This window comes from Kriegella aquimaris (assembly GCF_900103215.1).
In the GTDB taxonomy this organism is placed as follows: Bacteria; Bacteroidota; Bacteroidia; order Flavobacteriales; family Flavobacteriaceae; genus Kriegella; species Kriegella aquimaris.
On the sequence record NZ_FNGV01000001.1, the window covers coordinates 938,634 to 962,885 of the forward strand.

The window sequence follows — 24,252 nt, forward strand, 5'->3', positions numbered from 1 at the left end:
AAGAAATATAATGGCGGAAACCAATTATATACGAACCGTTTTGTTTTTAAAGTATTAACGTAACTCCCTAACATTTAACTCCCTATTAACAGCGTTGGGAAGAGGGGTTTATTAATTTTGTTGGTCACATAGAGAGACGTTCGCGTATGCTAAGAATTTTACTTTATCTGTTCATTGTTGGGTTGACCGGTTGTAATGATGGAAAAAAAGATTCTTCCAAAGTTTTTTTTGCCGGAGAGATTATAAATCCCAGTAGCGAATATGTTGTTCTTTTCAAGAATGACGCCGTTATTGATTCCGCAAAAATCGACGATCGCAACCGATTTTCTTTTTCCTTTGACTCCATCCCGGAAGGGCTTTACCATTTCAGTCATGCACCGGAATATCAATATGTATATCTCGAAGGGGGTGACAGTTTGATGGTACGTTTGAATACGGTCGATTTTGATGAGTCTTTGGTGTTTTCCGGAAAAGGTGAAGAAATCAATAATTTTCTTCTGGATCTATACTTGTCTTACGAGACGGAGGAAAAGACCATTTATTCGTCCTATTTTGCTCTGAATCAAAATGAGTTCAGTAAACGAATAGATTCCCTAAGAAATGAGAAACTTAGTAATTTGGAAGCCTTAATCTCTGAATCTAAGTTGTCGGACAGGGCCAATGAAGTAGCTAGGGCAACGGTGGACTATACTTATTACGCGTACAAAGAAAAATATCCTTTTAGACATAGAAAATATACACAACAAAAAGAGATAGAAGAACTTCCCGATACATTTTACGCCTACAGAAAAGATTTAGATTTCAACAATGAAAACCTAACCTATCTGAAACCGTACTACAACTTTATGATAAACCATTTTGGGAACCTGACCTACATGAATTGCTCCCATAAATGTGTTATAAAAGACAATGTCATTAAAAACAAGTTGCATTATAACCAGCATAAATTAGGTCTGATTGATAGCATTGTCGAAAGCAACAAGGAACTAAAAGATAATTTGTTCAGAACCGTAGCCTTTGAGTACCTCTTAAAAGCACACGACAGTGAAGAAAATAACAAGGTGTTCATTGAAAAGATTCACGACTTATCGGAAAACAATAAACACATTGGCGAAATAGATGCGCTTTACCAAAGTATATTGAGCATTCAACCCAACAAAAAAATTCCCGCTGTGATGGTTTCCGATACGCAGGGCAAAACAGTTTCCCTTCAAGACATTTCAAAAAATAAGAAAGCAGTTTTTTACTTTTGGACAGGCAATGATAGGAGACATTTTGAAAATATGGTCAAACGTGTAGACGAGCTTTCCGAACATAAACCGGAATACACTTTTGTGGGTATTAATATCAAGACCGATGAAACCAAATGGAAAGGTTTGGTAGAAACGTCTGGTCTCGACAAGGCCAATCAATATCGTACCGGAAATTTTGAAGAGGTAACCAAGTCGCTTATCATTTATCCTCTGAACAAATGCATCATCACCAATGATGCAGTTATAGTAGATGCATTTTCAAATATGTACGCATCATTCTAAACGTAAACATTCAATTGTAATCATGAAAAAACCCCAAGATGTAAACATCCTAGGGTTTTTATATAACTTTCCTTTTTAGAAAATCAGATTTCTTAATTTCCTTTCTTGTAATCGGCCAAGAATTTCTCTAAACCTGAATCGGTTAACGGATGCTTAAGGAGACCTTCAATTGAAGATAATGCCCCGGTCATTACATCTGCACCTAATTTTGCACAATCTATAATATGCATGGTGTGGCGTACTGATGCGGCTAAAATTTGAGTTTCAAAACCGTAGTTATCATAAATCAATCGAATTTCGGCAATAAGGTTCAAGCCATCGGTAGAGATGTCATCTAGTCTTCCTATAAAGGGAGAAACATAAGTTGCGCCTGCCTTGGCAGCCAATAAAGCCTGCCCTGGAGAAAATACTAGGGTACAATTGGTTCGAATACCTTTATCAGAGAAATATTTTAAGGCTTTAACACCATCTTTTATCATAGGTATTTTAACCACAATTTGATCATGAAGTTCGGCTAGCTCTTCGCCTTCTTTTATCATCTCATTAAAAGTGGTAGCAATAACCTCGGCAGAAACATCGCCTTCAACAATATTACAAATATCGACGTAGTGCTTTAAAATATTATTTCTTCCTGTAATGCCTTCCTTTGCCATTAAAGACGGGTTGGTCGTTACACCGTCAAGCACACCTAATTCTTGTGCTTCTTTTATTTGATCTAAATTGGCAGTATCTATAAAAAATTTCATTTCGTATTGGGTTAAATATGATTAAAAAAATTTAAAACATTATGCTGTCAGAAGTTTGACAAACGTCAAAATTACAACTTATAATGGTTCAACAATAGTTTCTCGTATACTTTATCGGGCAATATTTTTTTCAATATTAAAGAGAAACGCTGCATAAAAGATCCTACTTTATAGTGAACCTTGGGCTTATCGGTATTGATAATCGAAAACACTTTATGGGCTACCTTTATAGGGTCTTGACCTTGCTCCACCCCTTCATCTATTTGTCGCAAAGTCTGCTCATATGCCGTCTTGTATGGAGAACCTTCTAAAACAGGAGCATGATATCGGCCCGATGCAATGTCGGTAGCAAAATCCCCGGGAGCCAAATTGGTGATGTGCACCCCAAAATCTTTGGTTTCCATGCGCAATGCTTCCGTTACCAACTCCACAGCTCCTTTTGTAGCCGAGTATATGCCTCTGTAAGGCAAGCCCATATACCCCGCAATGGAAGTAATATTTATAATTAGTCCCGCATTCTGCTCTCGCATAACCGGCAAAACGGCTTTTGCCGTGTTGAGATATCCATGAAAATTCGTATTAAAGACACCAACAATCTCTTCATGGGGCGTCTCTTCTATTGGCCCTGTGATACCGATACCTGCATTATTCACCAGTACATCTAATCTACCCTCGGCCTTCACGATATATTCTACGGCCATGCGAATACTCTCTAAATCGCGGACGTCCATTTTTACAAGTTTGAAATGCTCAAAATCGGCATACTTTTCTGGGCTTCTGGTGGTACCGTAAACCACAAAACCTTTAGATTTTAGAAATTGTCCTATTGATTTTCCTATTCCAGATGATCCACCGGATATAAGAACCACTTTTGCTTTCATAATAGCTACAAATTAAAAAATAAAATCAAGTAACCAGCAGATTAATACAAGGGACTTCAGTGTAATTAGAAGAATTCACGAATAGGTCGTTTACTTAAACCTATTGCTCACTTGATTGCAGAATTTAGGGCACAAAAAAAGGCAAGCTACCTACATCGCACCGCTACGACTATATACCCTTGCTGTGTTCCCACCCTGGGGGATTCTACAGGAGCTGGTCGTGTAGGACTTGCCGACCACAAATATACAATCTTTTAAATCTCTGGCAATTGTTTTACATTCATAATTTTATGAATTAACTTGCCCCGTTTTAAGCATCTCTTAAAAGACATCAAACTTTTTTTCACATAAACAAAGTCCTGATTGCGGTTCAGAACATAAAACGCATAGACATGAATACATTTAAACATCTTATTTTCGGTAGCCTATTAGTACTATTTATGGCTTGCGGCGGCAATAAAGATGCCTCATCTCTTTTCACGATTCAACTTGAAGGAAATAAAACACAGTTTCAACAAAACGAGACCATAACTATTGGTCTTAGCAATAAAAAGAATAAGCTCATCAATAAGGTTGAATACTCCATTGACGGCCAACAGCTTCCCGTAACCAATGACAAGGTCAAGTTGACTATGCCTACATTGGGCAGTAAAATTTTGACGGCCAAGGTAGATTATGAAGAAACTTCCGTTGAAGTATCCGAGAAAATTCAAATTCTCGCCGCAACGGCTCCCGAAATCTACACCTATGAGATTATTAAGGAATATCCGCACGACATAAACGCATACACTCAGGGTCTTGAATTCCATAACGACACGCTTTATGAAAGTACCGGTAAAAAAGGAAAATCATCACTTCGAAAGGTTGACTACAATACCGGTAAAGTTTTACAACAAATAGATTTGGACAATACTTATTTTGGGGAAGGGATAACCATTCTGAACAATAAAATCTATATGTTGACCTGGCGCAGCAAAATTGGTTTTATATACGACTTGAAAAACCTTAAAAAGTTAGATAACTTTCAATATGGAGAAAGTAAAGAAGGATGGGGACTTACCAATGATGGTACAAAATTGTTCAAAAGCGATGGAACCGAAAAAATCTGGTTCTTAAACCCTGAAACATTAAAAGAGGAAGGCCACATTGAAACGGTAACCAATAAGTCGATTTTCAACAGGGCCAATGAATTAGAATTTGTTGATGGCAAATTATACGCCAACGTTTACCAAAAAGAAAGCATGATGATTATTGATGCTGAAAGTGGAGCTATCGAGGGTGTGGTGAACTTTGGGGGATTAAAAAAACAGGTTACCCAACACGAAGCTCTTGATGTACTGAACGGTGTAGCTTATCACAAAGTACGAAATACATTTTTTGTCACAGGAAAAAATTGGGACAAACTTTTTGAGATTAAGATCTTAAAAAAATAAAATGGAAACCTACAACAAAACTATAACGGTCATGGCCGATGATCTAGATGAGTTAGATCATGTGAACAACGTTCGTTATGTACAATGGATACAAGATATATCAAAAGAACATTGGCTATCGGCCGCCCCTCCCGAAATGCAGAAAGGGGTTATTTGGGTAGTAATGAACCACAATATAACCTATAAAAATTCAGCAAAACTTAATGATGTAATTACCATTAAGACCCACATCGCCAAAAGTAAGGGAGCAACAAGTACTAGGGTAGTAGAAATGTACCTTGAAAAAACGAACCAGCTTCTCTTGCATTCCGTTACAACCTGGTGCCTGTTGAACAATAAAACGTTGAAGCCTACAAGGATTTCGGAAACCATAAAAAAAGTTTTTATGAAGAAGGAAAATCCCGAGGTCCAATAGCTATAGATTTTTCGTTCTGCACATGAATTAATTTATTCGAAATTGTTAAAACATATGCGATTCTGTAGTTCTGTTATTGTCGGCATAATTCTTATTGGCTTTTGGAGTTCGTGCAGAAAAGACTTCGAATACACAGTAAGCACCGGAAATTTGGAGTTTTCGAAAGATACCGTTTTCTTAGATACTATTTTTACCAATATCGGAAGCAGCACCTATTCCTTAAAAGTATATAACCGATCAAAGAACGATATTTTAATCCCATCAATTAGCTTGGGTCAGGGTCAAGCCAGTATGTACCGCTTAAATGTTGATGGTGTGGCCGGCAAAGATTTCGAGAACATACCCATACTGGCCAAAGACAGCATATTCATATTCATCGAAACTACCTTTGACATTACGAATACCGCCAAAAAAGAATTTCTACATACTGATGCCATACAATTTAACGCTAAAGGTAAGACCCAAGAAGTACCATTGATTACATTGGTTAAAGATGCCATTTTTCTATATCCGACCACTTCGAGTGATAGAATTGTAGAGAACATAACCTTTGGTTCCGACTCTGATTTTAACGAGATAAATTTTGAAGGCTTTTTACTATCAGATGAACAACTACATTTCACCAATGATAAACCCTATGTGGTTTATGGGTATGCCACCGTTCCGTCCCAGAAAGAACTGCTTATCGATTCGGGCACTCGCATATATTTTCATCAAGGCTCCGGTATTTTGGTACAGGATAATGCTTCCATCCATATTAATGGGGAATTGAGTCTCGACAGAAAAACGCTGGAAAACGATATTATTTTCGAAGGTGATCGCCTAGAACCGGAACTGGGCAATACCCCTGGACAATGGGGCGGAATATACCTATTAAAAGGAAGCAGCGACAACACAATAGATTACCTATCGATTAAAAATGCTACCATTGGTCTCTTTGCAGAGGGTGACGGGCTATTACCGACCCCTACCCTTACATTAAAAAATACCCAAATTTATAACAGCTCAAATACCAATCTTTGGGCGAAAACTGCTGCAATAGTGGCAGAAAATGTAGTTTTAGGTGGGTCAGGGGGCACTTCTTTATACTGTAATCTAGGAGGCAGCTATACCTTCACCCATTGTACTATTGCAAACTACTGGAAATATGGTTTTAGAAATGGTTCAGCAATTGAAGTTGACAATTTTGTTGGGAATGCTAGCGCCAATCTTGTGAATGCCGACTTTATTAATTGTATTATCGACGGCAATAACAGCAATGAACTTCTATTAAATAAAGATAGCAATAAGGCTTTCAATTTTTCCTTCACCAATTGTATGATTACCTACAACAATGATATTTCCGCCTCGGATCCCGTTTATGACTTTAGCAATACCACTATATATAAGGATATCTTTTTAAACCTAGATGCTGATTTTTCAGACCCCGCGAATAACAACTTCATTATCGGGGAAAATTCTGCAGCAAATGGGGCAGCAAATGCAAATAGCGCCCTAAATGTGCCATTGGATATTCGCGGAATTGACAGAACGACCACGCCTGACATTGGCGCCTATGAGTTGTTCATCGAGAATTAACTTGTAGTAAAATTCTTATTTGCGAAAGTATTTTCTTTCAAAAACTACTGATTTTCAGTCATTTGACAACGAAAACCTCACTTTTTATAAGGTTTTCCTAATATCCATTATCATAAACTATCACTAATTTGCGTTTAATATCAATGCACAAAATGGAATATACCTATACCATTATTGATTCTGACGCAACTTCCAATCTGCAATTGCAGCATTATTTGGAAGAATATGGCGATTTTACATGCGCTTCTGTTGCAAGAAATAGTGATGAAGGTTTGAATTCCATTCTTAAATTTTCTCCTGATATTGTTTTTGTAAATCTAAATGAGAAAGCCAGTGAATATTTCCAAATGGCCATGGAACTTAATGCATACATAACCAATCTTCCGCTAATAATTGGTATCTCTAAAACGAAGACACATGCCTATGAAGCGATCAAGAATAGTTTCTTCGACTATTGGTTATTGCCTTTCAGTGAGTTTGATATCAGAAAATCACTCTTGCGCCTTAAAAAAAATATGCCCAAAGAGTCCAAACCTCAGACACTTTGTTTGAAATCTTACAGTGACTTTCAATATTTAAGTACAGAAGATATTCTTTATTTACAGGCAGATAATAATGCGACTGAATTCTTTATGAAAGATGGTTCGGTAATTAATGCTTTTAAAACGTTAAAAACTTTCGAACAACAACTTCCGAAAAATTTCGTCCGTATCCACCAAAGTTATATACTTAATACGGATTATGTATCAAGGATCAATTATGGTAGATCTGTATGCACTCTAAAATTTAGAAAAGTCAAATTGCCCTTCTCTAAATCATATCGCGAAAATATTGACACACTTAAGGGAACACTATCAAAAAACTCCATTTCTGCACTAAATTGAACCAATACTCACAGAAACCTACTGTTTACTACCAGAATTACAGCACTCACTACTGTTTATCTAAATACTTCCGTCATACTGCGATGTTGTATTAATTTAGCAGTGTAATTAAATATTAACCATTAACAAAACAAAAATTATGAAAAAAGTAGCAAGTATTTTCGCAGTAGTGGTAATGAGTTTCGGATTATTTTCATGTGAAGAAGATTCCAGTGCCGAAGACACACAAGCATTATACGAGACATTGGATGTCAAGGCAGGAGGCGATGAAGAGCACACCCCAATCGACGGAAGGGACTAAAACATTACTTTTATAAAATCAGTAAAGCCTTAAAGTCAATTTTTAAGGCTTTTTTTATACCTTGTAAGTACTGATTTATGAGAATAAAAATAGCCATAGTGCATAAATATCAGCTTGTTAAGATTTTTCCACTTATTATTTTTATAGGTTGCATTGGAGGTACTCCACAATCAAACACAGAAGATGGGGCTATATATAGGGATAGTATTTTTTCTCAAATCAAAAAAGGCCGTGATTTATCGTTGACCCCTGCGATTAGACATGAATATCTTGAAAAGGCGTATACTAAGGCAAAACAATCGAAAAATGATTCGCTTAAGGTCAAATACTTCTCCAGACTTTCAATAGCTTACTTACGATTAGGCGACTCCCTTCTCTTTAGAAAGACCAATAAAGAAACTATCGACCTTGCACTAAAAGCAAAAGATTCCGTAGTTTCGGCAGAAGCGCATTGGGATCTTGCCGAGTTTTATCAAAAGAATGCCGTACTTGACAGTGCTTATTTTCATTTCGAAGAATCATATCAGGTTTATCGGGCACTGAACGATAAGTACCATGAAGGAAGAATGCTTTACAATATGGCCGTTGTACAGAAAGATATTAAAGATTACACCGGTAGTGAAAGCACGACTATAAATGCGATTGAAATTTTAAAACCCCTTAAGAAATATAAGGAACTTTATAGTTGTTACAACAATCTTGCCGTCGTATCGAACAATCTATCTGAATATGATCGGGCCATTGAGTATCATCAAAAGGCACTTGAATACCTCAATAAAGTCGATAATAAAAGTATACTCCAATATGTTACACTTAATAATATTGGTGTAGTTTATAAAGACAAAGGAGAGTATCAAAAGGCGATTCCTTATTTTCAAGAAGTTTTGGCAACCGATAATCTTAGCCAAGCGAACCCCCAGCTATATGCCAGATCCCTTAATAATTTAGCCTATAACCGATTAAAGTCGGGCGATACTGTAGGCGTTGAGCAAGAATTGGTAAAGGCATTTCGTATTCGTGACAGTATTGGAGATATTACCGGTATCACTGGAAGCCATTATAGTTTGGCTGAACTTTATTTAAGTAGACAAGATACTGCACAGGCTTTAGCTCACGCGACAAAAGCCAAGTATTTTGCAGAGCACAGCAGCAATAATGAGCGTCTTTTGGAAACCTTGGAATTGTTGTCACGATTAGATTCAAAAAGTTCATTGATGTATACGAAACAATACATTGATCTAAACGATCGTATCTTGCGAGAAGAGCGTCAGGCCCGTAATAAATTTGCCCGTATACGTTTCGAAACGGACGAATTTATTGCGGAAAACGAAACACTTACCAAGGAGAAACAAATATGGACAGGTATTGCAGTGGGACTATTGCTTTTAGGAGGGGCAATTTATATTATAGTCGATCAACGGGCTAAAAATCAGAAATTACGATTTCAGCAGCAGCAGCAGGCAAGCAACCAGGAAATTTTCAGTCTCATGCTTTCTCAAAATCAAAAAGTGGAAGAAGGCAAACAAACGGAACAAAAACGTATCTCGGAGGAATTGCATGACGGTGTTTTAGGTAAGATGTTAGGTGCACGCATGGTATTGACGGGTTTGAATAAAAAAGTAGATACCGAAGCCATGAGCGAACGGGCCCTTGCCATAGCGGCACTAAAAGAGGTCGAGGGAGAAGTGAGGGCCATATCACATGAATTGAGCCATTCAGCTTATCAAAAAATTCCTAATTTTATTAGCTCTATAAAGGAACTGTTAAAAAATGTGGGAGATGCATCCGGAATTAAAATGGACTTCAAATACAACGATAACACCGATTGGGACGCACTTAGCGGCGAAATAAAAATAAATTCTTACAGAATGGTGCAAGAAATTCTTCAAAACTCCGTTAAACACGCTGATTGCCAAAACGTTTTTCTTAATTTTGTGGTCGACGAAAGTAATCTCGATATCACAATCATTGATGATGGCAAAGGTTTTCAAGAGAGTAAAGGAAAAAAAGGTATCGGAATGCGAAATATTGCTTCGCGAATCGACAAAGTGAACGGTTCTTGGAATATTTCAAGCGAATTGAACAAAGGAACAACCATTACTTTGAAAATACCAACTGCATTTCATTCAATGACAAAATAAATTCCCTACGAGAGGATTTACTTAGGTTCATAATAAACCGCAAAAGTAACTGATGGAGATAATTAGAATTTTGACAGTGGACGATCATGCCATGACCGCTTTAGGTTACAAGTACATATTGACCGATTTTGATTTTGATGGAAAGGAAATAAAAGTCGATATGGCCAACAGCTTTGAAGCGGGCTGGAACAAAATAGACCTGTCGGCACGCTCTTTAAAATACGATATCATTCTACTCGACATGCAATTGTTCCCCGACCACTCCAAAGAGACACGCAGTGGGGAAGATTTAGGGGTTTTCGCAAGAAAAGTAGTTCCTGAATCTAAAATAGTTTTTATGTCTTCATACAGCGACAGCTATCGAATCAATAGCGTTTTCAAGTCGGTCAACCCTGATGGGTATATGGTAAAGTCGGAAATAGATGAAATGTCTTTAAAGGCTATGGTCAGAACTGTTACGACAAGACCTCCCTACTACACCGCTAGTGCCCTTGAAGCAGTAAGGAGAAGGTTGGCAAATGACGCAATAGTAGATGAACAAGACAAAAAAATACTATACCATTTATCGATAGGAACAAGAACCAAAGATATTGCTCCCATACTTTCTGTGGCAAACACAACGGTAGAAGCACGCAAACGTCAATTGAAATCACTTTTTGGTATAGAGCACGGTAACGATATTGCCTTAATCGAAGAAGCGAGAAAAAGAGGATTCATCTAAATCTTACAATTCAATAAATACTTCTCTTACTATTATCTGTTTATACAAAATTTTTGCAAATTATTGAAGACAAACCTTGGTTTTTATAAGGTTTTCCTATGCCTAAAATTTATGCTTAAAAGTTAATTTTACAACTAAGCGTAATCATTTTCGGCATGCCAATATACCTAAATAACCTAAAAAACAATCTTCTATTTGAATTCAACCAGAATTTTCAAATTAATGGATTGGAAGATTTCAGAAAAAGTCTAGAGAAAAACTATTTCTCCGAAATTACCTTTCGTCAATATTCATCCCATAATGAATCGGTGAATTTGGTTGTCGAAATGGATTGTAATCTAAGTTTAGTCGAAGTGCTCTATCATTTCAACAAAGGAAACTGGGGTAATTTCAAATCCGGTCAATCAACTTTGATCAACGAAGTCAGGACCCTTGGTAAATTAAATGATTTCGCTGTCGATATTGAAGAGTTTTCCATTAATCTGAAAGACACTTCCATAATAATTAAAAAGAACTACAATCAAAGCATTCCTGAACAATTTGAGAACATTTTTGCCAGTATTGGAAGTCATTACGTGCACTTCACTAGAGGGTTGACCGAAATACCTTATGAAATTTATATTTCGGTTTTCGAAGAAACCGCTGGAAAGTATAGTTCATTGGCCCATGAATTTGACGAGGCAAAGAATGATACCGAAAATGGGTTCTTGAAGTTTTGGGGCATGTATTATGACTCTGAAGAAGACGGAGTAATTTATGATTTGGAAAATCTCTGCATTGTCAGTGGAGAACTTTACCTATTGAACCTCTAGACGTAAATACGCTAAAAATTCAATAGGCAAATTTCCATACAAAATTTGATAATTTTAAGCGTTGAATAACGCTCTTCCATGCATCAACGCATTTACCTTTTTTCGAATAGCCGCTATTCCATCAACATTTTCAGGATCTTGAAGCACTTCATCAATAAACGTTACGATTGTAGCCATATCACTTTCTTCCAGACCCCTTGTTGTTATGGCAGCAGTACCAAACCGAATACCAGAAGTAACGAAGGGTGATTTATCATCAAAGGGAACCATATTCTTGTTAGCCGTAATATCAGCTTCCACCAATGCCTTTTCAGCATCCTTTCCAGAGATATTCTTGTTCCGAAGATCAATCAACATCATATGGTTATCGGTACCTCCAGATATAATATTGTATCCCTTGGCCACAAAAGCAGCAGCCATTGCCGAGGCATTTTTTTTCACCCGCAACATGTAGGCAAGATATTCATCTGATAAGGCTTCTTTAAAAGCAATTGCCTTTGCAGCTATAATATGCTCTAACGGTCCGCCCTGATTACCAGGAAATACCGCCAAATCCAACAATGCCGACATTTTTCTTAATTTCCCGTTTTTTAGACGAATACCGAAAGGATTATCAAAATCTTCTCCCATCAATATTAACCCCCCTCTAGGGCCACGCAATGTTTTATGGGTTGTTGTAGTAACCACATGACAATGCGGAATAGGATCGTTCAAGATACCTTTGGCTATAAGCCCTGCCGGGTGTGAAATATCGGCCAAAAGAAGCGCGTCTACACTATCTGCAATTTCTCTGAAGCGCTTGAAATCTATATCTCTAGAATATGCAGATGCGCCAGCAATAATCATCTTTGGCTTTTCCTTCTCTGCTATCTCCTGTATTTTATCATAATCAAGTACACCTGTTTCTTTATCAACTCCATAAAAAACGGGGTTATACAATCGTCCTGAAAAATTAACGGGAGATCCATGGGTCAAATGTCCACCGTGTGATAGATCAAAACCCAAAATAGTATCCCCTGGCTGAAGACAAGCATGGTATACCGATGCATTTGCCTGTGATCCAGAATGCGGTTGTACATTTGCATAAGCCGCACCAAAAAGCTCTTTGGCCCTATCTATGGCCAATTGCTCAACCTTGTCGACCACTTCACATCCTCCGTAATACCGTTTCCCGGGGTACCCCTCTGCATATTTGTTGGTCAGAACCGAACCTGCAGCCTCCATTACTTGGGGGCTAGTAAAATTCTCAGAGGCAATAAGCTCTATTCCATTGATTTGGCGTTCTTTCTCAGCCTCTATAAGTTCAAAAATTTCGTTGTCACGCTGCATATCTTAGTATTCTGTTAAATGAAGCTGTAAAAGTACAAATTGCCCATCGTTAATTGGAAGAAAAGAATATATTTGATTAAGAATTTATCAAACAAAAGTTAACAATTTTGATATGGCTCCAAACCCAAACGATCCTTCTAAAAAAACTTGGCTTCCTGTGCCTGAAAAATCTGATTTTCCAATTCAGAACATTCCATTCGGTGTTTTCCTGACGAGAGACGATATCATTACTATCGGCACGCGAATTGGGGATTTCGCCATTGATCTCGGGGCATTACATCAGCTTGGGTATTTTAAAGATATTCCGTTGACCGATGATATCTTTTTACAAGACACCTTGAACGATTTTATTTCGGATGGAAAAAAAACATGGCATTTGGTACGAAACCGTATTAGCACCATTTTTGATATTAACAATTTCGAACTCCAGAACAACGAAGATCATATAAAAATCGTATTGTTTGCGATGGAAGAAATAGAGATGCAGGTACCCGTTCAAATCGGAGACTACACCGATTTCTATTCAAGCCGTGAACATGCTACGAACGTAGGCTCTATGTTTAGAGATCCCGAAAATGCGCTATTACCCAATTGGTCACATCTCCCGGTGGGTTATCACGGAAGAAGTTCATCAATCGTCACTAGTGGTACACCCATTCGCAGGCCCATGGGGCAAACCCTACCGAAAGGTGCGGAAAAGCCAATCTTCGGTCCTTCCAATTTGGTAGATTTTGAACTGGAAATGGCGTTTATCACGACTGATGCCAATGCTTTGGGAGAGCCCATTCCTATCGATGAGGCTGAAGATTACATTTTTGGTATGGTGCTCTTCAATGATTGGAGTGCGCGAGATATTCAAAAATGGGAATATATACCGCTAGGACCATTTTTATCAAAGAATTTCGCATCTTCAATGTCTCCTTGGATAATTACAATGGCGGCTTTAGAACCTTTTCGAGTAGAAAGCCCGAAACAAGACCCTCAACCTCTTCCCTATCTGCAACAACAGCACGGCAACCATAGCTTTGATATTAAATTGGAAGTTGAAATAACTCCTGAGCACAGTGAAGCGACCACGGTCAGCAGATCGAATTTCAAGTATATGTATTGGACTATGGCCCAGCAGTTGGCACACCATACGATAAATGGCTGCAAAGTGAACAGCGGAGATTTAATGGGTAGCGGTACAATTTCAGGGCCGACTCCTGATTCTTATGGTTCTATGTTGGAGCTTTCTTGGCAGGGCACCAAACCAGTCAAACTGAAGAACGGCCAGCAGCGTAAATTTATTGAAGACAATGATACCGTAACCCTTAAAGGTTATTGTGAAAAGAATGGCATGAGAATTGGTTTCGGAGAGGTTTCGTCTAAATTACTACCCGTTTTTCAACCAAAACCGAAAAAATAGCATTTCTCAAACTATTCAAACTATAATTTCCATTCCCGACTAGGGTCAATGTAGATAAGATATCTTTATCTATTCTCGATTTCCTGTGATATTGTATACTTCTTAAAACCTATAAATAAAGGTATTTCACCGATTCTATACGATAGTTGGTCCTTTTTCGTTATCAATATGCCCATTTTGGCACAACGCTTGAAATTGGCTCCCAAACTTACTCAGGAAAAAACCTATCGTTATGAAAAATTTAGCATTCACATGTATAACCATGTTCCTAATAATTGCTTGTAGTGGCGTAAAAAAAACACAAGAAGCCATTAATACTGGAGATTACAACAATGCAATCGGTAATTCGCTACAAAATTTAAGAGACAACAAGACAAAAAAAGCGAACCAACCCTATATCGTCTTACTGGAAGAGGCATTTAAAAAAAATCAAGAGCGGGAATTACAGCATATCGCATTTTTAAAGCAAGATGGTAACCCCGCAAACTATGAAGCTATTTTTAGCTCATATAATGCCTTGAAACAAATTCAACAACAAATTCGTCCGCTATTACCGCTCCATATCTATGAAGAAAATAGACGTGCACAATTCAATTTCAAGAATTACGATGACAACATTATTTCGGCAAAACAAGAGCTTTCAAATTATTTATATACCAATGCTACAAGTTTGCTCACCAACGCCACCCATAAGCAGGATTATAGAAAAGCTTATGAGGACTTCAAATATCTAGAAAAAATAAATCCTGGATACTCCAATACCAAACAAAGAATGGAGGAAGCCTACACCAAAGGATTAGACTACGTAAAAGTCGTTATGGCCAATCACACGGATCAGATCATACCAGCCAAACTAGAACAAGAGCTACTAAACTTCAACACCTATGGTCTGAATGACTTATGGACGGAGTACCACAACAATCCGTTGCCGAACATAAATTACGATTATGCCATGGAAGTTTCTTTAAAAGCTATTGACATATCACCTGAACAGATTAGTGAGAAACAGATCATTAAAGAGAAGCAGGTCAAAGACGGCTATGAATATGCCCTTGATAATGACGGAAAAGTAGTCAAAGACAGCCTAGGGAACAAAATAAAAATAGACAAGTTCAAGACTGTGAAATGTAACTTTTATCAGTTTACCCAATATAAAACCGCTCAAGTCTCAGGTGTTGTGAATTTTACCGAACTGAACAAACAGCAGCTTGTAAATTCGTATCCGTTGGCCAGTGAATTTAAATTTGAGCACATATATGCCCGGCACGATGGTGATAAAAGGGCTTTAGAAAATAATTTAATTTCACAATTGGGCCTAGCAGCCATTCCTTTCCCTACTAATGAACAAATGGTTTATGATGCTGGTGAAGATTTGAAATCACGAATAAAGTCGATAATGACCCAACAGCGTTTTAACTAAGCGATTACAAATATTTCCCCAAATCGATATCCGTAATGGCGCCATGTGAGTCATGGGCCACCACTACCCCATCTTTGATAACCAATAATTGTGGGGATTGGTGCATAACCTGAAATTTATATCCGACCTCATTGGATACCTCTCGGTAGCGGTGTAGGTCTAAAAAATATAGATTCATTTCATTTGCCGAAAAATGGTAGTTCTGCTTGAACATGTTCAAAACCATTCGGCTGATACCGCAAGTAGTAGAATGCTTGAAGATTACCTGCAGTCTTGTATGTGAATTTTTCTCGATTTCAGGCAACTGTTCCACTGAAACCAGCGGTATCCAAGATACCGATTCCACTTCCTTTTTAGAATCCAAATTCTTCTTGCCAAACAAACTATCAAATACTCCCATTTTTGTAACTTTAAACTAATAAGTCGAAGGTTTCCTACGGTACTTACAAGCTGTCAAATTGTCTTGTTTTTAAATAAAATAAATGACACTTTGTCTACTCATGGTTCTTGGTAAGATTGTTGACCTTGTTCTTTCAAAAGTAAACAATAACCCTTTAAAACAAGATATATGAACTTTAATAATTTTACCACAAAGGCGCAAGAAGCACTGCAACAGGCCCAGCAGCTTGCACAGGAAATGGGCCACCAACAAGTCGAGAATGAGCATATCTTTAAGGCCATTTGGGAAGTCGATGAAAACGCAACTCCCTTTCTTCTTAAAAAATTAAATGTCAATATTGACTTGCTTAAGCAAATCTTAACGAAAGAACTTGAAAGTTTCCCTAAAGTCTCAGGTGGTGAAATTATGCTTTCACGTGAAGCTGGAAAAACATTGAATGAAGCAAGCATAATTGCTAAAAAGATGGAAGATGAATATGTGTCCATCGAACATTTACTGTTGGCTATATTCAAATCTAAAAGCAAGATATCCCAGATTTTAAAAGATCAAGGGGTTACCGAAAAACATTTGAAATCGGCTATTGACGAATTAAGAAAGGGAGGAAAAGTAACTTCCCAAAGCGCAGAAGACACTTATAATTCATTGGACAAATATGCCCGAAACCTAAATAAACTGGCCGATAGCGGAAAACTGGATCCCGTAATCGGAAGAGATGAGGAAATTCGGCGTATTCTTCAAATACTCTCGCGAAGAACCAAGAATAACCCGATACTGGTCGGTGAACCGGGTACAGGTAAAACTGCCATTGCCGAAGGCTTGGCACATCGCATCATTCAAGGCGACATTCCTGAAAACCTAAAGGATAAGGTCATTTATTCTTTGGATATGGGTGCTTTGATTGCAGGAGCCAAGTACAAAGGGGAGTTTGAAGAAAGATTGAAGGCGGTAATTAAAGAAGTAACCTCCTCTAATGGCGATATTGTACTCTTCATTGACGAAATTCATACTTTAGTGGGTGCCGGTGGTGGTCAAGGTGCCATGGATGCCGCCAATATTTTAAAACCCGCTCTAGCACGAGGTGAGTTGCGCGCTATTGGAGCCACCACTTTGGATGAATATCAAAAATATTTTGAAAAGGATAAAGCTTTGGAGCGTCGCTTTCAAATGGTTGTCGTCGATGAGCCCGACACCGAAAGTGCTATCTCGATTCTTAGAGGTATCAAAGAAAAATATGAGGCCCACCACAAAGTACGAATCAAAGACGAGGCGGTTATTGCGGCAGTGGAACTTTCACAACGCTATATTACCAATCGATTCTTACCTGATAAGGCCATCGATTTAATGGATGAAGCGGCTGCCAAACTCCGTATGGAAATTAACTCCAAGCCGGAAGAATTGGATGTTCTAGATCGTAAAATAATGCAATTGGAGATTGAAATTGAAGCGATCAAAAGAGAAGACGATCAGGCGAAATTAAAATCCCTGAATGCCGATTTGGCTAATTTCAAAGAAGAACGAAACGAACTCTTTGCCAAATGGGAAAGTGAAAAAACCGTAGTCGACAATATTCAAAAAACAAAACAGGATATTGAAAACTTTAAATTGGATGCAGAGAGAGCAGAGCGCAATGGCGATTATGGGCAAGTAGCAGAACTTCGCTATGGAAAAATAAAAGAGGCTCAAGAGAAATTGGAAGTGCTTCAAATTGAACTAGAGCAGCAACAAAATGCGGGAACACTCATTAAGGAAGAAGTCACCAGTGAGGATATCGCTGAAGTCGTAGCCAAATGGACAGGTATACCGGTCACCAAAATGCTTCAAAGTGAAAAGGAGAAATTATTGCAACTTGAAAAAGTTTTACACAAAAGGGTAGTAGGTCAAGATGAGGCCATTCAGGCCGTCTCGGATGCGATTCGGAGAAGCAGGGCAGGACTTCAAGATACCAAACGCCCAATAGGCTCCTTTTTATTTTTAGGTACTACAGGGGTCGGTAAAACCGAACTGGCCAAAACACTGGCCGCCTATCTTTTCGATGATGAAAATGCCATGACAAGAATCGATATGAGCGAATACCAAGAAAGGCATTCCGTAAGTCGATTGGTAGGTGCACCTCCAGGATATGTAGGTTATGATGAAGGCGGACAATTGACCGAAGCGGTGAGAAGAAGACCTTACTCCGTCGTACTTTTAGATGAAATTGAAAAAGCACATCCTGATGCTTTCAACATTCTGCTACAAGTATTGGATGAAGGGCGGCTTACCGACAATAAAGGTCGGGTAGCTGATTTCAAGAATACCATCATTATAATGACCAGTAACATGGGTAGCCACATCATTCAAGAAAAATTTGAGGATACCGATGATATTCATGGTGCTGCCGAAGTAGCCCGGGTAGAAGTACTCGGTTTACTGAGAAAGACTATAAAGCCCGAATTTTTGAACCGTATCGACGATATTATAATGTTTACGCCATTAAACATGGAGAATATTACACAAATTGTAAGACTGCAACTAGACCAATTGAAAAAAGTGGTCGCAAAGCAGCATATTACAATTGATGCAACCGAAGAAGCGGTATCATATTTAGCTAAAAAGGGGTATGACCCCATGTATGGCGCTCGCCCAATAAAAAGGGTTATTCAAAAAGAGGTATTGAATAATCTGTCAAAAGAACTCTTGGGCGGTAAATTAAAGACCGACAGTATAGTGTTAATAGATTCGTTCGATGACGCGTTAGTCTTCAGAAACGAAAATGAATTGGTCGAATAGACACCTTACTTTGATTTCAATTAAGTTAGATTTTTAGTTTTTTAGGGCATCCACAATCTGGATGCCCTTTTTTTATCAAGAATATATACCATGCAGTATATAGATTTTTTATATTCGTATAAAATTGATCCTCATGACTACCAAAGCCGAAAGAACTACCGCCTATATTATTGAGACTGTTGCCCCGATTTTTAATAAACTTGGCTATGTAGGCACAAGTATGAGCGATCTCACGAAGGCCACGGGACTGACTAAAGGTGCCCTTTACGGCAATTTCGAGAACAAAGAGGCACTAGCGCTTTCAGCCTTTGAATATAACAGCAAACGTCTGCTAAAGGCCATTGATGATCAGCTCGATACAAAAGGGACTTCTATGGACAAGCTATTTGCCCTCACCAAATTTTATCGAAACTACGATGTTTTCACACTAGAAATGGGTGGCTGTCCTATTTTGAACGTTGGCGTCGACGCTCAAAACAATAATCGATTATTGGCGGCAGCAGTAAAGGAAACCTTAAAAACTATAGAGGGAAAAATTGCATTGGTTCTTGAAAATGGGGCCAAAAACAACGAACTTAATCTTCCTGTTACCCCGTTACAGTTCGCCAAACAGTTTTATACCATGATTCAAGGTGCGATTGCGGGGGCCACTATAACCAAAGACCGCAAATACTTGGTAAACACAGTGGCTTATCTTGAGGTACTGATGAAACGCGAATTAAAAAAATAGGTCCTTCTATTTTTCAAAACTACGGGTTGAATTGAAAAAGTAGGTGATATTTCAAATGTCAATAAGGGTTATTCACTACTCTCCTTTTACTCTAAATATCCAAGTTTTTTCTTTATAGCGCCCACCATAGTTACTGTCTCGTGCCTCCCTGGCTTCACCCATAGTTTGATAACGTTCGAGAAATACATAGTGGAATTTATTTTTACTGCGAAGGAAGGACTTTGGTTCCAACCCTCTCTTTTCTAAGTCGGCCATAAAGGCCTCAAAGTATTTCTTCGTTCCAAAAACATTCGTAATTAGATAATAACCAGGTTTGAGGCCATCTTCTGTTTTGACCTCCTCATACTTCTCCCCTGCCTTGGGTTTTTCGGCTTCATCTTGCTTTTCAGCAACTTGCACCTGCTCTTTTTTTGCCAATTCCTCGGCGGCTAAACGTGCCAGATTGGCCACAGAATCTTGTTTTATTTGAGCGATTCTCTGTGCCTCGGCCAAGGCTTCATTTTCTTTTGCTTTAGCAATGGAGTCCAATCGCTGTTTTTCAAGTTCGGCCACCTTGATTGCTTCTGCTTTTTTCGCCTCCAGCGCTCGTTCTTGGGCAACTTTTTGTTCTTCAGCCTGTTCTTTGGCCAAGGCCAACGCCTCTTTCTTAGCCCTTTCTTGCGCTTCCTTTTCAGCTTGGACCGCAACTATATCTTTTTGTTTTTTGTCTTCTTTCTGCTCAACAGCCAAGGCTTCTTCCCGTTTCTTGGCTACAGCTAATGAATCTTTACGCATTTTCTTTTCTTGGGCCGCAAGTTCTTTAGCTTCCTTCTTCCTTTGTTTTTCCTCAGCTCGCTCAACATCTTCTTTTTCATTGGCCAAAGCCTCAGCTTTTTCAAGCTCTTCCTTTATCTTTTCATTCCCGACGACTTCCTCTAAAGGATTTTCCTCTATTTCCTCCAACCTAAGCTGTGTCCTTCTTGCTTCTGGTTTTCCCAAGAAGTAACCCAAAACAATTTCAAATGATGGGTCTTTGTCCCTCATTGTTGAACTTGTTCCAAATTCCATCAAAACCCCTAGCGATGCCCTTTTGAAAAATGTACCTCCCCCACCGAACGAGGCCCCATAAAAATTGTTATAGCCCAATTGCGTCCAATATTTGCTCGTGCTAAAAAGGGCACCCATTCCTATTTGATTAGACATCCCAGGTACGGTTCTCAAATAAATTCGGGGTCTGAAAAAAGCTGTCGAATCCATCTTCATACCAACAGGAAAGTCGTAAGAAGCCATTCCTAAAAATATTTTGTCTGAAGATGCGGTATTTTGCCCCTTGTCCTTAAAATTATAATCGAACAAGTTCTCCGAAGATAGACTGAACGAAAAATTATCAACTGAAAGGCGAACACCGGGAGCCAATTGAAGTATAAAATCATTGGATGGCGCAAGGTCGGGAAACGGTAATTGTGGGTCGGCCTGAAAACGTTCATCGGCTAATTCTTGTTTAAAACCAAAAACGTTCGCACCTACCGCCAGCTTTATCTTTGGGCTTAAATCGAAAGTGCGGGCGTAATTTACAGCCCCCCCAGTATTAAAGAAAAGTCCCGTATTTTGCTGAAAAAAAGCTGCTCCAATAGAGGAAACATCATTCAATTTTCTAGAATAATTCAGAAACAACGTTGTAGGATCCACATCTACACTTTGCCATTGCCAACGTGTCCATAAAGCAATAGACTGCGGATAATTGTAGTCTAATGAGAAGGTGGGGTTGAACAAGCTTGAGTTGTACTCGACAAGATTATGCTGCCGAAAATCAACAGGTAAAGAGACCTCTTGGGAACGGACGACGAGCGCCGTCGAAAAAATGAAAAAAAAAATCCAGAATTTAGACATATACAAAAGAACAAAAAACCGACAATCCTACATACTATTTTTCTGTAATTTTAGTTTATAATTTAACAAGTTTTTTTTAACCAACAAAACCATTCTTACATTAGCCACAATTTAAGTGAGAATAAATGTTTTTCAGCCCTTATGGAAAAAAAGCGGCCCATTGGACAATTTAAAAATGGTTTATTTATACACCACTGCCCAGTTGACCACTTGACCCAAGGAAACTTTCTAACCCATACCAATGAAATTAATAAAACATACCCTATTTCTATTTCTTACAATAGCCATTATCGGATGTAAGGATGATAAGCCTTTGGAAGAAATCTATGTAGAACCATCAATTTCTACTTTTTACTTTATCCGTCATGCCGAAAAGGATAAGACGGATCCCGAGAATTCAAATCCTGAATTGAACCAAAAAGGTTTAGGAAGGGCGATGCATTGGGCTGAAATTTTAAAAGACATCAATATTGACGCCATTTATACCACCGATTACAAAAGAACCACAATGACAGCTGCACCCTTGTCGGTAAAAAAAGAGCTCTCGTTACAATATTATAATCTAGAGGATGTAAACATTCAACAATTCAAAATTGATAATTTGAATAAAAAAGTTCTGGTAGTAGGTCATAGTAATACAACGCCAGAGTTTGTGAACAAAATGATCGGGGATAACAAATACTCCCAAATGGATGATACCGACAATGGAAGCTTATATATTGTTCAAATAATCAACGGTACCGTAACCGATATGCGATTGGAATTCAATTGTAATTGTCCGGAATAACTTCGATATTTTTTAATTCGATGTTGGATAACAATTCTAATCGTTTGGCAACAAATAGACTGTCAATTTCACCTATTGGGATGGTTTTATCTACGGTTTTGTAATTTTTGTAGTCTACAAAACGAATTCCGTTAACGAAACGTTCGTTGTACGCTTCCCTAAAACGCATACCCCCTCCATCTGTAAAAAACTCATAGGCCAAGTAATCGGGTTTAAAGGTCTGCTTATTAAACCAATAAAGATAAACATCTTCAAAATCCACTCCTCCGTCTTCTTGATCAAATGTTACCCTGACTTTATAATAATCGTTTTCCTTTATTCGAACCTCCTCCAATAGCTCTTTATTTACCGCCGGATCATTTAAGCCATAGGGCAAATACGCAAAATAATGTACTGAATTTATTGAGTTGGAATATTTTGTTGCCATGGAATCTGCAACACTGACCAAACTATCGTTTATAAAACGTTTGAAAGTTTGATTTTCGACAACATCGGTAACTATGGCCGAATCACTAACTGTCAATCTCTTTTGAATTCTTTGATCTTGTCTACCCTCCAAAATATAGGTTTTGTCCCTAAAATCAAATGCAATTTCAGTTGTCTTATACAAATCGCCTCCGCAAACCTCAATACTTCTATCTACAATTTGCTGCGCTGACAAGATACTGGATTTCTCCTTTTTGTCTTCTTTACAAGATACAATACTTAAAAAAATAAGAATGGCTATCACTCTGTACATATGGTATTTTTTAAATAAGACGCAAAAATACTGTTATCTTAACAGAATTATTCTTTTTCCGGAAAATTGCATATAGAATTATTGTTCCTATTTTTGTTCTCTTATGCAGCAGCAAAAAATCAACATTAAAAATAAGAGGGCCCGTTTCGAGTACGAAATACTGGATAAATATACGGCCGGTATCGTTTTGTCGGGAACTGAAATAAAATCCATACGCGAGAGCAAAGCTTCTATTTCAGAAAGCTTCTGTGAATTCAATGATCATGGGGAGCTCTTTATCATCAATATGCAAATTGATGAATATTCACACGCATCACATTACAATCACAAACCCAAGGCCGAAAGAAAGCTTCTATTAAATAAACGTGAGTTAAAAAAGTTGGAAAAAGAGGTAAACACCTCGGGGTTGACCATTATACCTCTGAATCTTTTTCTAAACGACCGTGGTCTGGCCAAACTGAATGTCGCTTTGGCCAAAGGAAAAAAGTTATACGACAAACGTGAAACGATGAAAGATCGCGACAACAAACGAGACCTGGATCGAATCAAGAAAAACTTCAATAACTAATATACCTATTACAACTTTTACTTTTACTTGTCCTTATATTTTCGACAAGTGTTGCGCCCTTAGCTCACTGATTAGTAAGCACTCAAAAGAAAGGAAGATTTTAATCTATTGATAGCGCCAAATAAAACACCCCTAATTCTTATCAGCTAACAATGGAACAAATCGAAAAGAGCCGAACTCTTTTTTTTCAAATTCCTTTTCTGAATTTCGTATAAACAAAGTCATAATCTGCTCATCGACACCTACAGGTATCACTAATCGCCCCCCTATACTTAACTGTGACAACAATGCCTTCGGTACCTCAGGAGCTCCCGCTGTAACGATAATGCCATCAAACGGAGCCTGTTCGGGTAACCCTTTGTAGCCATCTCCAAATATGGTCTTTTTAGGTCGATAGCCCATTTTGTCAAAGAAAATTTTGGTCTTTTTAAAGAGTAGTAGCTGACGCTCGATGGTATACACTTTTGCGTTCATCTTCAGCAATACCGCCGTTTGGTAACCGCTGCCGGTACCAATTTCCAAAATTTTATGACCAGACTTAACTTCGAGCAATTCAGTTTGAAAGGCAACAGTATAGGGCTGCGAAATGGTCTGCTCGGCACCGATGGGAAATGCCTTGTCTTGATAGGCATGGCCTTCAAAACTACTATCGATAAACAAATGCCGGGGTATGCTACGAATTGCATCAAGCACTTTTTTATCGGTGATGCCTTTTTTAATAAGCACATCAGCCAATTTATTTCGCATTCCCCGATGCTTTAAGGTATCTTTCAATGGTTTGGTTTT

The 24,252-nt window shown here is 38.2% G+C and carries 22 protein-coding genes and 1 other RNA gene; 15 read left to right on the top strand and 8 right to left on the bottom strand.

Features of this window, described 5'->3' with window-relative positions:
- Positions 1-146: 146 nt before the first annotated feature.
- Positions 147-1,535, top strand: a complete 1,389-nt coding sequence (locus tag BLS33_RS03965) for a TlpA family protein disulfide reductase (protein WP_089885481.1) — start codon at positions 147-149, stop codon at positions 1,533-1,535.
- Positions 1,536-1,627: 92 nt separating this feature from the next.
- Here the strand turns inward: BLS33_RS03965 and fsa are convergent, their stop codons facing one another.
- The 3 genes from fsa to ffs all read right to left on the bottom strand — a co-directional run bounded on the left by fsa (position 1,628) and on the right by ffs (position 3,397).
- Positions 1,628-2,281, bottom strand: coding sequence for a fructose-6-phosphate aldolase (gene fsa, locus BLS33_RS03970; protein ID WP_089885483.1), 654 nt, complete (start codon positions 2,279-2,281; stop codon positions 1,628-1,630).
- Between the two features lie 71 nt (positions 2,282-2,352).
- Complete coding sequence (locus tag BLS33_RS03975; RefSeq protein WP_089885485.1) at positions 2,353-3,162, bottom strand: SDR family oxidoreductase; 810 nt, start codon at positions 3,160-3,162, stop codon at positions 2,353-2,355.
- A gap of 136 nt (positions 3,163-3,298) precedes the next feature.
- Positions 3,299-3,397, bottom strand: an RNA gene (gene ffs, locus BLS33_RS03980) — signal recognition particle sRNA small type.
- 157 nt (positions 3,398-3,554) lie between these two features.
- Here ffs and BLS33_RS03985 point away from each other — a divergent pair.
- The 8 genes from BLS33_RS03985 to BLS33_RS04015 all read left to right on the top strand — a co-directional run bounded on the left by BLS33_RS03985 (position 3,555) and on the right by BLS33_RS04015 (position 11,447).
- Positions 3,555-4,595 carry a glutaminyl-peptide cyclotransferase gene (locus tag BLS33_RS03985; RefSeq protein WP_089885487.1) on the top strand — a complete coding sequence of 347 codons (1,041 nt, stop codon included), beginning with the start codon at positions 3,555-3,557 and terminating at the stop codon, positions 4,593-4,595.
- Between the two features lies 1 nt (position 4,596).
- Positions 4,597-5,010 (top strand): acyl-CoA thioesterase, encoded by a 414-nt coding sequence (locus BLS33_RS03990; protein WP_089885489.1) that lies wholly within the window; start codon positions 4,597-4,599, stop codon positions 5,008-5,010.
- Between the two features lie 54 nt (positions 5,011-5,064).
- Positions 5,065-6,588: a hypothetical protein gene (locus BLS33_RS03995; protein WP_089885491.1), complete on the top strand. Its 1,524-nt coding sequence runs from the start codon at positions 5,065-5,067 to the stop codon at positions 6,586-6,588.
- Between the two features lie 143 nt (positions 6,589-6,731).
- Positions 6,732-7,472: a LytR/AlgR family response regulator transcription factor gene (locus BLS33_RS04000; RefSeq protein ID WP_317039827.1), complete on the top strand. Its 741-nt coding sequence runs from the start codon at positions 6,732-6,734 to the stop codon at positions 7,470-7,472.
- Positions 7,473-7,611: 139 nt separating this feature from the next.
- Positions 7,612-7,773 carry a hypothetical protein gene (locus BLS33_RS24770; RefSeq protein ID WP_176801314.1) on the top strand — a complete coding sequence of 54 codons (162 nt, stop codon included), beginning with the start codon at positions 7,612-7,614 and terminating at the stop codon, positions 7,771-7,773.
- A gap of 77 nt (positions 7,774-7,850) precedes the next feature.
- The gene (locus BLS33_RS04005; protein ID WP_089885495.1) at positions 7,851-9,914 is read left to right on the top strand and encodes an ATP-binding protein; all 2,064 of its coding nucleotides are present in this window, start codon (positions 7,851-7,853) and stop codon (positions 9,912-9,914) included.
- 52 nt (positions 9,915-9,966) lie between these two features.
- Positions 9,967-10,635: a helix-turn-helix domain-containing protein gene (locus BLS33_RS04010; protein ID WP_089885497.1), complete on the top strand. Its 669-nt coding sequence runs from the start codon at positions 9,967-9,969 to the stop codon at positions 10,633-10,635.
- A gap of 155 nt (positions 10,636-10,790) precedes the next feature.
- On the top strand, positions 10,791-11,447 hold the full coding sequence (locus BLS33_RS04015) for a hypothetical protein (RefSeq protein WP_089885498.1): 657 nt from the start codon (positions 10,791-10,793) through the stop codon (positions 11,445-11,447).
- 54 nt (positions 11,448-11,501) lie between these two features.
- Here BLS33_RS04015 and glyA read toward each other — a convergent pair whose 3' ends face one another.
- The gene (gene glyA / locus BLS33_RS04020; protein ID WP_089885500.1) at positions 11,502-12,776 is read right to left on the bottom strand and encodes a serine hydroxymethyltransferase; all 1,275 of its coding nucleotides are present in this window, start codon (positions 12,774-12,776) and stop codon (positions 11,502-11,504) included.
- Between the two features lie 112 nt (positions 12,777-12,888).
- On the opposite strand from glyA, the gene fahA reads away from it, so the two are divergent.
- Positions 12,889-14,184, top strand: coding sequence for a fumarylacetoacetase (fahA, locus tag BLS33_RS04025; protein WP_089885502.1), 1,296 nt, complete (start codon positions 12,889-12,891; stop codon positions 14,182-14,184).
- Between the two features lie 232 nt (positions 14,185-14,416).
- Positions 14,417-15,604, top strand: coding sequence for a hypothetical protein (locus BLS33_RS04030; RefSeq protein WP_089885503.1), 1,188 nt, complete (start codon positions 14,417-14,419; stop codon positions 15,602-15,604).
- 4 nt (positions 15,605-15,608) lie between these two features.
- Here the strand turns inward: BLS33_RS04030 and ytxJ are convergent, their stop codons facing one another.
- The gene (gene ytxJ, locus BLS33_RS04035) at positions 15,609-16,004 is read right to left on the bottom strand and encodes a bacillithiol system redox-active protein YtxJ (protein WP_089885505.1); all 396 of its coding nucleotides are present in this window, start codon (positions 16,002-16,004) and stop codon (positions 15,609-15,611) included.
- Between the two features lie 168 nt (positions 16,005-16,172).
- On the opposite strand from ytxJ, the gene clpB reads away from it, so the two are divergent.
- Positions 16,173-18,773, top strand: a complete 2,601-nt coding sequence (gene clpB / locus BLS33_RS04040) for an ATP-dependent chaperone ClpB (RefSeq protein ID WP_089885507.1) — start codon at positions 16,173-16,175, stop codon at positions 18,771-18,773.
- A 133-nt stretch (positions 18,774-18,906) separates the two neighbouring features.
- Entirely contained in the window at positions 18,907-19,503 is a 597-nt protein-coding gene (locus BLS33_RS04045; protein WP_089885509.1) for a TetR/AcrR family transcriptional regulator, read from the top strand.
- Between the two features lie 75 nt (positions 19,504-19,578).
- On the opposite strand, the gene BLS33_RS04050 is transcribed toward BLS33_RS04045, so the two are convergent.
- Positions 19,579-21,372, bottom strand: a complete 1,794-nt coding sequence (locus tag BLS33_RS04050; protein WP_089885511.1) for a PorP/SprF family type IX secretion system membrane protein — start codon at positions 21,370-21,372, stop codon at positions 19,579-19,581.
- 241 nt (positions 21,373-21,613) lie between these two features.
- Here BLS33_RS04050 and BLS33_RS04055 point away from each other — a divergent pair, with 241 nt between their 5' ends.
- The gene (locus tag BLS33_RS04055; RefSeq protein ID WP_089885513.1) at positions 21,614-22,159 is read left to right on the top strand and encodes a SixA phosphatase family protein; all 546 of its coding nucleotides are present in this window, start codon (positions 21,614-21,616) and stop codon (positions 22,157-22,159) included.
- On the opposite strand, the gene BLS33_RS04060 is transcribed toward BLS33_RS04055, so the two are convergent.
- Positions 22,137-22,898: a DUF6503 family protein gene (locus BLS33_RS04060; RefSeq protein WP_089885514.1), complete on the bottom strand. Its 762-nt coding sequence runs from the start codon at positions 22,896-22,898 to the stop codon at positions 22,137-22,139. The genes BLS33_RS04055 and BLS33_RS04060 overlap by 23 nt on opposite strands.
- A gap of 103 nt (positions 22,899-23,001) precedes the next feature.
- Between BLS33_RS04060 and smpB the strand changes: the two genes are divergently transcribed.
- Entirely contained in the window at positions 23,002-23,466 is a 465-nt protein-coding gene (smpB, locus tag BLS33_RS04065) for an SsrA-binding protein SmpB (protein ID WP_089885516.1), read from the top strand.
- Positions 23,467-23,598: 132 nt separating this feature from the next.
- Here the strand turns inward: smpB and BLS33_RS04070 are convergent, their stop codons facing one another.
- Entirely contained in the window at positions 23,599-24,240 is a 642-nt protein-coding gene (locus tag BLS33_RS04070; protein ID WP_089886226.1) for a protein-L-isoaspartate(D-aspartate) O-methyltransferase, read from the bottom strand.
- Between the last annotated feature and the right edge of the window lie 12 nt (positions 24,241-24,252).

Excerpts from the sequence above, each read along its gene's own strand:
- BLS33_RS03965 (WP_089885481.1), top strand. The coding sequence starts at position 147 with ATGCTAAGAATTTTACTTTATCTGTTCATTGTTGGGTTGACCGGTTGT.
- fsa (WP_089885483.1), bottom strand. The coding sequence starts at position 2,281 with ATGAAATTTTTTATAGATACTGCCAATTTAGATCAAATAAAAGAAGCA.
- BLS33_RS03975 (WP_089885485.1), bottom strand. The coding sequence starts at position 3,162 with ATGAAAGCAAAAGTGGTTCTTATATCCGGTGGATCATCTGGAATAGGA.
- BLS33_RS03985 (WP_089885487.1), top strand. The coding sequence starts at position 3,555 with ATGAATACATTTAAACATCTTATTTTCGGTAGCCTATTAGTACTATTT.
- BLS33_RS03990 (WP_089885489.1), top strand. The coding sequence starts at position 4,597 with ATGGAAACCTACAACAAAACTATAACGGTCATGGCCGATGATCTAGAT.
- BLS33_RS03995 (WP_089885491.1), top strand. The coding sequence starts at position 5,065 with ATGCGATTCTGTAGTTCTGTTATTGTCGGCATAATTCTTATTGGCTTT.
- BLS33_RS04000 (WP_317039827.1), top strand. The coding sequence starts at position 6,732 with ATGCACAAAATGGAATATACCTATACCATTATTGATTCTGACGCAACT.
- BLS33_RS24770 (WP_176801314.1), top strand. The coding sequence starts at position 7,612 with ATGAAAAAAGTAGCAAGTATTTTCGCAGTAGTGGTAATGAGTTTCGGA.
- BLS33_RS04005 (WP_089885495.1), top strand. The coding sequence starts at position 7,851 with ATGAGAATAAAAATAGCCATAGTGCATAAATATCAGCTTGTTAAGATT.
- BLS33_RS04010 (WP_089885497.1), top strand. The coding sequence starts at position 9,967 with ATGGAGATAATTAGAATTTTGACAGTGGACGATCATGCCATGACCGCT.
- BLS33_RS04015 (WP_089885498.1), top strand. The coding sequence starts at position 10,791 with ATGCCAATATACCTAAATAACCTAAAAAACAATCTTCTATTTGAATTC.
- glyA (WP_089885500.1), bottom strand. The coding sequence starts at position 12,776 with ATGCAGCGTGACAACGAAATTTTTGAACTTATAGAGGCTGAGAAAGAA.
- fahA (WP_089885502.1), top strand. The coding sequence starts at position 12,889 with ATGGCTCCAAACCCAAACGATCCTTCTAAAAAAACTTGGCTTCCTGTG.
- BLS33_RS04030 (WP_089885503.1), top strand. The coding sequence starts at position 14,417 with ATGAAAAATTTAGCATTCACATGTATAACCATGTTCCTAATAATTGCT.
- ytxJ (WP_089885505.1), bottom strand. The coding sequence starts at position 16,004 with ATGGGAGTATTTGATAGTTTGTTTGGCAAGAAGAATTTGGATTCTAAA.
- clpB (WP_089885507.1), top strand. The coding sequence starts at position 16,173 with ATGAACTTTAATAATTTTACCACAAAGGCGCAAGAAGCACTGCAACAG.
- BLS33_RS04045 (WP_089885509.1), top strand. The coding sequence starts at position 18,907 with ATGACTACCAAAGCCGAAAGAACTACCGCCTATATTATTGAGACTGTT.
- BLS33_RS04050 (WP_089885511.1), bottom strand. The coding sequence starts at position 21,372 with ATGTCTAAATTCTGGATTTTTTTTTTCATTTTTTCGACGGCGCTCGTC.
- BLS33_RS04055 (WP_089885513.1), top strand. The coding sequence starts at position 21,614 with ATGAAATTAATAAAACATACCCTATTTCTATTTCTTACAATAGCCATT.
- BLS33_RS04060 (WP_089885514.1), bottom strand. The coding sequence starts at position 22,898 with ATGTACAGAGTGATAGCCATTCTTATTTTTTTAAGTATTGTATCTTGT.
- smpB (WP_089885516.1), top strand. The coding sequence starts at position 23,002 with ATGCAGCAGCAAAAAATCAACATTAAAAATAAGAGGGCCCGTTTCGAG.